This is a genomic window from Bacillus cereus group sp. N11, from assembly GCF_016483605.1.
Taxonomy (GTDB): Bacteria; Bacillota; Bacilli; order Bacillales; family Bacillaceae_G; genus Bacillus_A; species Bacillus_A toyonensis.
In genome coordinates this window covers 238,031-248,804 of the sequence record NZ_JAEHBN010000009.1, presented here as the reverse complement: position 1 = coordinate 248,804, position 10,774 = coordinate 238,031, and the positions used below count along the sequence as shown (strand labels likewise).

The window sequence follows — 10,774 nt, the reverse complement described above, 5'->3', positions numbered from 1 at the left end:
GCATATGATGCCGAAGGAAATGCATATAAGTATGAAGTGAAAGAACAACCAGTGAATGGATATAAATCAGAGGTACATGGTTATGACATCACGAATACAAAAGATCCAAGTACAGATCCAAAAGATCCAAGTACAGATCCAAAAGATCCAAGTACAGATCCAAAAGATCCAAGTACGGATCCAAAAGATCCAAGTATAGATTCAAAAAATCCACCTACTCAAGAAAATTCTAAGACATCAGTATGGCTTCCTAAAACAGGTGGAACATCAATGGATATGATTTCATATATTGCTGGAATGTTGTTATTGGCTTTAGGTGGATTTGTATTTGTTCGTCAACGAATGAGATAAAAAGACTTGTTATGTTGGTTTGAATTATAGCTTGATCAAAGTATTGCTGTAAATATTGATTTTATAAATAGAGGAGACCCACACATTTTGAAAAAAGTTTGATCAAAATGTGTGGGTCTTAATTTTAGATTTCTTAAGTTTTTATAATCAATTGTGTTTTTTGTGTTTACTTTCATTTAATCCACCCTCAGAGAGTAGATATAGGTAGATCTATATTGACTGTTGTTCCTTTTCCTACTTCACTTTCAATAAATATCTTTCCTTGGTGCTTCTCAATAATTTTATAACAGATCATTAATCCTAAACCGATACCATTTTCTTTGAGACTATAGAATGGTTCTCCTAGGTAAGGTATACGTTCCTGTTCAATTCCACACCCATAATCAGTAAATTGAATGTTTACTTGATTTTGATCAGGTGCATATTCGATTTGAATCAAGATTTCCCCTCCCATTGAAGTTGCCTCAATTGCATTTTTTAAGATATTTATAAAAGCTTGCTTTAATTGATTACATTCACAAAGTATGAATGAAGTATCAGATGTAAACTGAGTTTTAATTTGTATGCAATTCATTGTCGCTTGAGGTTCAAGTAAAATTACAACTTGCTTCATTAATACATTCAGGTCATTAGTTTTAATTTCTAATGCCTCAGGTTTTGCTAATGTCATAAATTCGTTAGTAATACTATCTATACGTTCAATCTCTGATAACACTATAGCTATGTAATGCTCGGTATCCTTATTTCCCAGTGATTGCAATAACTGTATGAATCCTTTCATTGCTGTTAAAGGATTTTTAATTTCATGAGCAATTGCAGTGGATAATTGACCTACTACAGCAAGTTTCTCCGATTTTCTTAATAATTCCTCTGTTTTTAGCCGTTCAGTGATGTCTCGAGAGATGCTTAAGAAAACTTTTTTGCCATTCAAGTTAAACACACGAACAGAAAATTCAATTGTCAGGTTTTTTCCTCTAGGAAAAACAAATTCATCTTGTAATGTAAAAGATGTTTGCCCTTCTCTAATTTTTTCTATGATTCTTTGGACCATTGGAGAATCTGGTGGAACGTTACTAGGGAATGACATCGAAAGAAGTTCTTCTCTACTATATCCAAATCTTTTACACGCAACAGGATTTACTTCGATAAAGCGAGTTGGTAATTCATTATCATTCAGTTCCACTACATATACTGCATCAGTTGCTTGTTCGATGAGTGCACGGTATTTCATTTCACTGTCACTTAATTGCTGGTGTAATTGATGCAGTTTTCTTTCTGCTTGTTTCCTTTCAGAAATGTCTCTACAAATTCCTGATAAAGCAATTACATTACCTCTAAAATCTAAAATAGGCGAAATTGTCAGGCTTACATCAATTAGAGTTTTATCTTTTCTTTGTCTAACAGTTTCAAAACGGGTAAGAATTGGGTCATTCATATTGGTATTTTTAATGTGGTTTATATATTCTAAAGTTTGATCTATTAAAAATTCAGGTACGCAAGGTAATTTTTTTCCTACAGATTCTTTTTCTGACCAACCAAATATTCTCTCATAAGCTTTATTCGCTTGTAACAAGTGTCCATCTAAATCAAATATAGTGATAGCATCCACATTATGATTAATAAATGACTCTAGTCGCTCTTTTGTAACCTTCAGTTCATTTTCCGCATGTATTCTTTTCGTTATATCAACAGTAGAACCAACTACCTCAACCACTGTTCCCCCTCTTTTAACAGGTCTAAGAGAGAAAAGTATCGTAGCCTCATCATTTGGCCAGGGTAGTTCAAAAGTTACTTCTTCACCATCCCATGCCTGTTGATAATATTTTAATAGTCGAGGAATTAAATGAAATGAAATAATTGAAGCATCTATATTAGATAAACATTTACCTACGACTTGCTGAGAGTGAAACCCGTTTTGATAAAATAATTGTCCATCACATAGAGTATGGACAAAATTCCCCCCTACTTTTTTGAATTTAAAAATACCTCCTTGCAATTGGTGTACGGTATCTTTTAATTCTCGCTTTGATTCTAGTAATGTTTCATTCGCTTTGGCTAAATTTTGTGTTAAAACATATAACTTTTGATACGACTCCATAAGAAAAATACCAATTAAGAGTCCGCATGATATAAAAAATGTACCTTGGATGTTAAGAAGTATAAGTGGTATAGAAGGAAAAAAGAATCCAAATACAACATGAATTATAACTAGATAAGCAGCTAGATAAAGAAAAACGCTTTTAAAAGGATGGATATTTTTTAGATATGTTTTGAATATAGTATATATAATAGCTATTCCTAAAGATGCTATTAAAGCTGGTCCCCAATCACCACCAAGGTAGAAAATACGCATAAATAAAATAAACATTAATGTAATCCAGCCAGCTGTACGACCAAAATAAATAAACGAAATAATTAGTGGAACGACTCGCAGGTCGTAAAACAATCCCATGTGCTTAAAATTAAAAATCATTAAAATGGCAGCTATGATACCTGCGTAAATGCCACAAAATAAACGAAATGATTTAGAATCTACTTTACTTATAAATACTTGAATAAAAATAGATGTACTAACTAAGAATGCAAAAATAGATAGATTAATGATGAACCCTGTAAAAAGCATGCCATATTCCCCCTTAGTAAATATATTGAAAAATAGAAAGGAAATTCTATGAATTATGCGGTGATTAGACTTGTTATTTGGAAAAGGGAAATGAGTATTGAAAAAAATTCAGTTCTTTTTTATCTTTTTCCAACAATAGATCCTTCACTAAAATATTAAATGTAAGAAACATTAATTTTAGATAGGAAATGAATGCTGGTAGGGATATATAATGAGGGCATCATACAAGAGAGTAATGTACAACCCATGTTAATAAATAAAGTGTATAAGTTTTGTATCTATTTAAATAGGTGATAAGAAATAGTAATTGATTAAAAGATGGGGGACAGTCGTCTCCTGGCCGTAGGAACTACGGGAATAGCCTAATGAACTAGAAACCAATAAGTTTCAGTACTTAACAATCTCCCACTTCAAACAGCGAACTAGAATGTTAAGTGGTGATTAGTCCGAAATATTTTCTATATTAATAAAAATAATAAACGAACTATAAAAAAAAGAAAACAACTTGGATAGGAACAAATTGTTTTCTTATGAAGGGTACAACAAAGAAAGAGTAGAGAAGGAATACACAAACATGCCAATCTAACGGAGTGGAGTAAAACAGTCAAAGACTGAAAAATCAGAAAATTTATAAAGCGAAGTTTCCTATTTAATCTCTTTCTTTGTAAGTATAAGTTTAACATCAATAACAAGATAAAACAACAAAAAAATACAAAATTCTGATAAATTCGACATTAAATTAACTGCTAAATAAATCTTTCACGTTAATATGTGAAAAGTTTCTTATTAAAATGTATTGAATGGATTTTGTAACATTTACGAAAGTGTTTTGGAAGATATTTAAATTAAAAGGAAACTCAAATTATGAAGGACTTGGAATATCACCAGGGGGAACAGAAGCAACCCACTTTAAGTGATTTGAGTCCCATTATAAGGCGTACGCGTTACTTAATAAAACGATAGTCTTATTTATTTTTGTTATCTAAGTTGCATACTGACAGGTATGCTTTTTTCTTTTTTCAACTGTTCAATTGCTATAGGATAAGCTAGATTCTTATCGACTGTTATCACGTGAGATTTAGAAATGTACGAAAAAGTGTTTGTTTATATCTTGATTTACTAAGATAAAAATCAATTGTATTTTCTTCTGAATCAGCAACAAAATACAGGTACATCTATTGGTTTTTTAATTTGATATATGTTTCATCGACTCTATAGGGGGCATTTAGTTGTTTTAGATCATGTCGGATTCTTTTGTCCAAGACTGGTGAATCCAACGCATAATTGTTATAGAAGTAATGGATAAGTTCCGTTACTCTAACGTTTTCAACAAGTTATGGAAACTTAATATTGATGTAGCGGTAGTACATAATAGTTATTTGGAAAAATACCACTTATGACTATTATATATAATAGTTAACTTCCCTCTATATGGATATGCAATTTTACATATCCATATAGAGGAAGAAATAAGTGAATAGTATTGAAAAATTATACTAAAATAATTTTTAGAAATGAAAATTCACTTAGTTAAATTAAATTAAGTACCTTTTTATCAGCATTCTTAAATTATAATTATTTTAATTACGGAAATGTAGTTGCGTAGCAATTTTAGAAGGATAGTATTTTAATTTGTACACATATCAAATAATTAAGATAAAAAAACAAAAAAGGACAAAATTATACAAAAATCAACAAAATTTTACTATATACGCAATGAAAATTTGATGTTTTAATAAGGGCACAAGATGTTAATTACATTTTAAGACATATAAAATCAAGATTATCTTCGTATATGCCTTTTATGTAATGACTTAGGAAATAAGTTTATAGTAGGGCATTATGTACAAATGTTTACAATCTATATTTATATTCCTAAAAACTCATCTTTAAAATAATCTATATAGATTATTAGTTACAATGTTAGATTTCAGATTAATTAAAATTTAGTCCAACTATTTTATCAAAAGGCACCAATAAATGGGAGGGATCACCATGAAAAAAGCGTTAGTCGCAGGGTTATTAGTTACAGCAGTATCTACAAGTTGCTTCTCACCTGTAAATACTTATGCAGAAAGTAATACAACTTATTTACAACCAAGTAGTATACTTGGACCTGCTATGGATAGGTTATCAAATTCGATTACGAACTTAGGATCACAGACGCCATTAATTCAAGGATATGGGCTAATCATATTACAGCAACCAGATCTTGATGTAAGTACTATATATGGAATAACAACTGATCAAGGCACTGTAAGAAACCATGTTCGAGACTGCCTGGATGTAAATAACCACAAATTATTCGTTGTAAATCAAGAGATACAGAGTTTCGGAATAAGATTTACAAATTACTACAATAAATTAGTTGAACTATCTGGAAAGATGAATGAAGATGCGGAAGCAAGAGCATTATTTGTACGTATTTTTAACTTACTTCAAGGTGACGTGCAAAAAATTCAGTATAATATGAAAATAACTTCAGAAGACTTAAACGATTCTAAAAACGAATTGGTTGAAGATAGTAATAAATTTTCTAGTAAAGTTAGCAAAGCGTTTGAATCTTATAAGGGTTCCGACGGAGACATTGAAAAATTAAGAACGGAAATGGGACAACTTAATGCAGGCATTCAAGAAGATTTTGAAAAACTTCTAGCTCTACCAAAAGAAAATCTAGACGGTTCTTTAAATATTACAAAGTCGGTTATTAATATTTTGAAAGACGGAGTTAAGGATAAAACTGTAGACGTGTCTAATTTGGAAGCGGTTTATAACCAATATGGACAACTCACAAATGATAAAGTAACAGAACTGAATAAAGCTATTGCTCAGAAGCAACAGAAACTAATTCAATTGGTACAAAATTTATCCAATATTGAAGTGCAAGCAACTCAAATGACACTTATTGAGCAGCAATTAAATAACTTTACAAGAACAGTTAAAAAGCAAACTCAGAGTTTTGACAATCTAGTAAGTAGTTGGGACACATTTAATATCATAATGATTGAAACGGGGACAAGTCTTAATACTGATGCAAAAATAGATTCAAATTCATTACAAGCACGATTAAAAGAGCTTAAACAGTTTACGGATGAACTGAAAAAACAAACAACGGAATATCAAGAGAGTGTTACAAAAATAAAAGTAACAGGATGAGATTTGTAGAATTCAGAACAATAATTCTTAGTAATATAATGTAAGGGGAGAAAAATGTGATGAAAAAACCTTATAAAGTAATGGCTTTATCTACATTAATAGCAACAATGGTAGCGGGTGGCATTATGCCATCATATGCTTCGGCAGCGGAACCAGCACCTATTTATGCAAATCAAGACCTTAAATACCCTAGTTATTACCTTGGACCAACAGGGCTTGATCATGCGATGAAGGATACTAAATCCAATATGTTGGTAATGGACCTGTATGCCTTAACTATTCTTAAACAAGCAAATATTAATTTGGATGGTTTACCTTCAGTTGGCGATAATTTAAAAACATCCATTAAAGCCAACCAAAATCTTACTAGAGAAAATGCAACATACTGGTTAAATAATTTGAAATCAGGGATAGTTACGACGAATCAAAATATTATCAGTTATGATACAAAATTCCAAAATTATTCTCGTTATTTATCACAATATAAAAATGATCCAGTCAAACTAACAGCTTTGCTTACAAAGTTGAATGGTGAAATTTCACAGAATAAAGATCAAGTGACCAAATTAGTGGAGGATTTAAAAAGCTTTCGCGGCAAATTAGAAAAAGATACACAAAATTTAAAAGGGAATTCTGAAGATATCGTAAATATTTTAACTGGTCAAGAAGCTGGAATTCCACTGTTTCAGAAACAAATCGAAACAAATAAAGCATTAATCGATGAGAATAACAAAATTTATATTGCATCGTCGGTTGCAACTGCTGCTGGTGCATATTTAGTTCTTTCACCTTTTGCGCCCATTGGTGCACCTATATTAGGAGGCGGGATATACGGAGTAGTTTCATCGCAGCAGCAGATAATCAAGGCACAAGAAGAAATTATAACGCTAACACAAAATATTTCAATGGCGCAACTACAGTCAGCTAGGTTAACGATAGTGCAAAGTGATATTAAAAATTTAACAGATACAATTGATAAAGCTATTGTTTCTCTTGAAAATATAAAGACTGCGTGGGATGGAATGGGAACAAAATATGACTCATTGATTAAGAGTGCTAAAGCTGTTGACCCAGAATTCCTTGCTATGGATATAACAGCAGATCTGGATACAGCGAAGGATCATTGGGCGGATATTAGAAAGTATGCTGAAAAAATTCAAAGTAGTGAGATTTCATTCGTAGAAGATAAAAAATAATATTACTTCAAGAAATTGCCGAAGTAATGAAAATATAATATACTGAGTCTCCTGTTCAAGTATGAGCAGGAGACTTCCTATATAGTTATGAAACTTAATAAAAATTATAGAATAAGAAAGTACGAGAATCTCTATTTTAATATGTTGTTTTATTTGCAATCATCGTAATTCATTTGAAGTAAAGAATCGAAGCTTATGAATTTAATAAAACATGTGATGTATGTGAAAGAGTAGGTGAAAAAGATGAATAAGAATTTATATAAGAAAATTATTTTGTCAACAATCATTACGGGAATGGCAGCGAGTAATGTGATTCCACTTCATACTTTGGCAGCAGAACCAACTGTGTCCCAACAGCAAGAAAGTTTGAAGAACTATTCCCTTGGTCCTGGTGAATTTAAAGAAGTAATGGGACAAATGGTGGCAAATATCCTTACAATGGATTCATATGCTAATACAATCAGTAATCAACCGCTGACAGATTTAAGTAAAATAAGTTCTATAAATGGTGATTTACAAGCAAACATGATTAAGCATCAACGGGATGCAATAGAGAATGCTGACTTTTGGTTCATGTATTTTAAAACTCGTATTATGTACACGCATCAGAATATTGTAAGTTATAATGATACGTTTCAAGCAAGTTATAAGCTTTTACTAACTGCTATAGAACAAAAAGATAAAGAGAAATTAAAATATGAACTAGAAAATTTGTACAATAGTATTTTGTACAATAGTCAAAAATTAGATGTACTGTTAGAAAAATTGAAAAATTTTCAAGGTGAAATAGCAGAAAATACAAGAAATTTCAAAGAAGATTTCCATCAATTGGAGAATATTCTAGAAAGTACGAACGTTGGTATTCCGCTTCTACAACAACGAATTGAGAATTGTAATAATACAATTAAAGAAAACTATGATAAACGTGGTGGCTATATAGCTTTATCTGTATTTATGCCTCCGATTGGTATACCATTGATTGTCACTACTGACAAGAATATCGCATCTGCACAACAAGAAATAGAACAATTAAAGTCCAGAATTTCTGGAGCAGAGGCAGAAGTAGTTATTTTGACTGATGCCAAAAATAAAACGGAACATATGGCTGCAACAGTTGGTACAGCTGTTACTGCTCTTGAGGATATAAAGACTCAGTGGGGGACAGTGGAGAAAAAATATAAATCATTAATTGACAGTGTTAACGACATTAGTCTAGACCTGTTTGATGAGATTATAAGAGCAGATCTGGATACAGCGAAGGATAATTGGCAAGACCTTAAAAATTATACGGATAAATTATATGAAGGTGCTAAGATCGCACAAAATAAATAGATTGTACAAATAGGACCAGATTGCAACTGAATATGAGTAAAATTAAATAATAAAAGCTTATCGTAAACTAAAAGAAGCATAAGATGGACAAAATGGCCATCTTATGCTTCTTGTTACAGCAATATTGTCGTACCCCAACAGATTATTGACTCGTGCAACTTCAATATATTATTCATATAATTTGTTTGAGGGTTTATTCCATGATTTTATAATTTTAAAGCTGCCATTATAATAATAATTTCCCCCGATTTTCATAACCGCTACTTAAATTTAGTTAATAACCAGAGTCTTCTGAAGTAAGATTATCTATCATTTTATAGTCATACTTTTGTAATGGTTTTTCAGCAGGCCCTTCAAGTACTTCCCCTGTATACGAGAATCGCGAACCATGGCATGGGCAATCCCAAGAACGTTCTCCATTGTTCCATTCAACTTCACATCCAATGTGGGTACAAGTTGTATCTACAATATGAAGTTTACCTTCTGCATCCTTATAAGCTCCTTTTCTATGTCCATCAATATCAACGACAGCTCCTTCATCGTTAGATAAATCACGAATACATTTTTGAGGAATCTCTAACTTTCCTTTAATTAAGTGTCCAACAACATTGGCATTTTCGACTAAGAAGTTCTTTAAACTAGGATTCATGTGGAAACGAGAGGGAGTATATAATTCCCGATATTTGTTTTTTTCTTTTAATATGATGTCTCGAAATAAAAGCGCCGCTGCGGTTCCGTTTGTCATACCCCATTTTCTATATCCAGTAGCAATTAATATATTTTTTTGATCGGAGGTAATTTCACCGATATAAGGAATCTTGTCTAGTGTAATTAAATCTTGTGCTGACCACCGATAGGGGATATTTTCAAGGCCAAAGACTTGTTGACCGAATATTTCTAGTACTTCATAATGTTTTAGTGTTTCTCCGCCTTGTCCCGTTTTATGACTTTCTCCAGAGATAAGAATAAATTTTTCACCATTAATTGTTGTAGAACGGAGAGAGCGGGTTGGTTCATCTACACTAATATACATACCACCTGGATAATCTGTTTTTGTCTTAGCTGCAATTATATAGGATCGGTCTGCATGCATTCTTGTAGAGTAAAGTCCTGCGCCTTCATAAAAAGGGAAATGAGAACAAGAGAGAATATACTTTCCTGTAATTTGAGCTCCTCCACGGGTAAGAACTACAGGTTGTTCGCCTGTTTTTATATTTACTGCTGTGGTATTTTCAAAGATGTATCCACCTTTTTCTGTAATTATATTTGAAAGATGAGCTAAATAATTAAGGGGATGGAATTGTGCTTGATTTCTCATAACAAGTGCATTATGTATTTTTAAATCAATAGGAAGTTTGTTTACAAGTTCGCCTTCAATACGAAGTTCATTATAAGCTTCTGCTTCTTTTTCTAACTTAAATGCATATTCTTCTGTTGTGGCATACAAATAAGCATCTTGTTGAGTAAAATCGCAATCAATGTGATGTTTATTAATTGTGGTTTGAATGAATTTTAAAGCATCTATGTTTGCTTCATAATACAATCTTGCGGTAGTTTTTCCGGTATATCTGATAAGCTCGTCATAAATCATGTCATGTTGAGCCGTAATTTTAGCTGTCGTATGTCCAGTCGTTCCATTTAATAACTTGTCTGCCTCTATAACAGCGACTTTTAGACCTTCATTTACTAAAAGATAGGCAGAAGTAATGCCAGTAATTCCTCCTCCTACTATAATAACATCGACCTGCATGTCATTTTCTAAGGAAGGGTATTCTGGTAATTGAATACTGCTCGTCCAATAAGATTCGGCATTATGGGGTAATATTCCACTGTAATTCTCATTATTCGTCACTATAAATCCTCCATCCAATGTTTTATAGTTATATTATTTCCACTTATTGGATAGGTAAACTTTGAGCTTAGAAAACAGCAAATTGTGGCTGTATGTATGTTCAATTTAGACGTAATTTTATTTAAACATTGTTTTTGCTTTTAAATGAAGCTTATTCAAATTGATACTAATAAATTTGATAAATATTAAATGATGAGAATAATACATAGTAATAATTAAGGTGAATGAGAAAAGAATAAAAGTTCAGCAATTAGATGTCGCTGA

General features: G+C 31.8%; 6 protein-coding genes and 1 pseudogene. 4 read left to right on the top strand and 3 right to left on the bottom strand.

The window, feature by feature from the left end; all coding sequences use genetic code 11:
• On the top strand, positions 1-351 hold a 351-nt coding region (locus tag JDS98_RS17110; RefSeq protein ID WP_199634157.1), incomplete at its 5' end, for a Cna B-type domain-containing protein.
• A gap of 187 nt (positions 352-538) precedes the next feature.
• On the opposite strand, the gene JDS98_RS17105 is transcribed toward JDS98_RS17110, so the two are convergent.
• Both JDS98_RS17105 and JDS98_RS30320 read right to left on the bottom strand, forming a co-directional pair.
• Positions 539-2,974 (bottom strand): PAS domain S-box protein, encoded by a 2,436-nt coding sequence (locus tag JDS98_RS17105; protein ID WP_199634156.1) that lies wholly within the window; start codon positions 2,972-2,974, stop codon positions 539-541.
• Between the two features lie 981 nt (positions 2,975-3,955).
• A pseudogene (locus JDS98_RS30320) lies at positions 3,956-4,322 on the bottom strand (DDE-type integrase/transposase/recombinase); the annotation flags it as partial.
• A gap of 647 nt (positions 4,323-4,969) precedes the next feature.
• Between JDS98_RS30320 and nheA the strand changes: the two are divergent.
• The 3 genes from nheA to nheC all read left to right on the top strand — a co-directional run bounded on the left by nheA (position 4,970) and on the right by nheC (position 8,658).
• Complete coding sequence (nheA, locus tag JDS98_RS17100) at positions 4,970-6,130, top strand: non-hemolytic enterotoxin subunit A (RefSeq protein ID WP_097959529.1); 1,161 nt, start codon at positions 4,970-4,972, stop codon at positions 6,128-6,130.
• Positions 6,131-6,189: 59 nt separating this feature from the next.
• The gene (gene nheB / locus JDS98_RS17095) at positions 6,190-7,326 is read left to right on the top strand and encodes a non-hemolytic enterotoxin subunit B (RefSeq protein WP_199634155.1); all 1,137 of its coding nucleotides are present in this window, start codon (positions 6,190-6,192) and stop codon (positions 7,324-7,326) included.
• 243 nt (positions 7,327-7,569) lie between these two features.
• Positions 7,570-8,658, top strand: a complete 1,089-nt coding sequence (gene nheC, locus JDS98_RS17090; RefSeq protein ID WP_199634154.1) for a non-hemolytic enterotoxin subunit C — start codon at positions 7,570-7,572, stop codon at positions 8,656-8,658.
• Positions 8,659-8,932: 274 nt separating this feature from the next.
• On the opposite strand, the gene JDS98_RS17085 is transcribed toward nheC, so the two are convergent.
• Entirely contained in the window at positions 8,933-10,510 is a 1,578-nt protein-coding gene (locus JDS98_RS17085; protein ID WP_199634153.1) for an FAD-dependent oxidoreductase, read from the bottom strand.
• Between the last annotated feature and the right edge of the window lie 264 nt (positions 10,511-10,774).

Coding starts and splice junctions, on each gene's coding strand:
- nheB (WP_199634155.1), top strand. CDS start 6,190: ATGAAAAAACCTTATAAAGTAATGGCTTTATCTACATTAATAGCAACA.
- JDS98_RS17105 (WP_199634156.1), bottom strand. CDS start 2,974: ATGCTTTTTACAGGGTTCATCATTAATCTATCTATTTTTGCATTCTTA.
- nheC (WP_199634154.1), top strand. CDS start 7,570: ATGAATAAGAATTTATATAAGAAAATTATTTTGTCAACAATCATTACG.
- nheA (WP_097959529.1), top strand. CDS start 4,970: ATGAAAAAAGCGTTAGTCGCAGGGTTATTAGTTACAGCAGTATCTACA.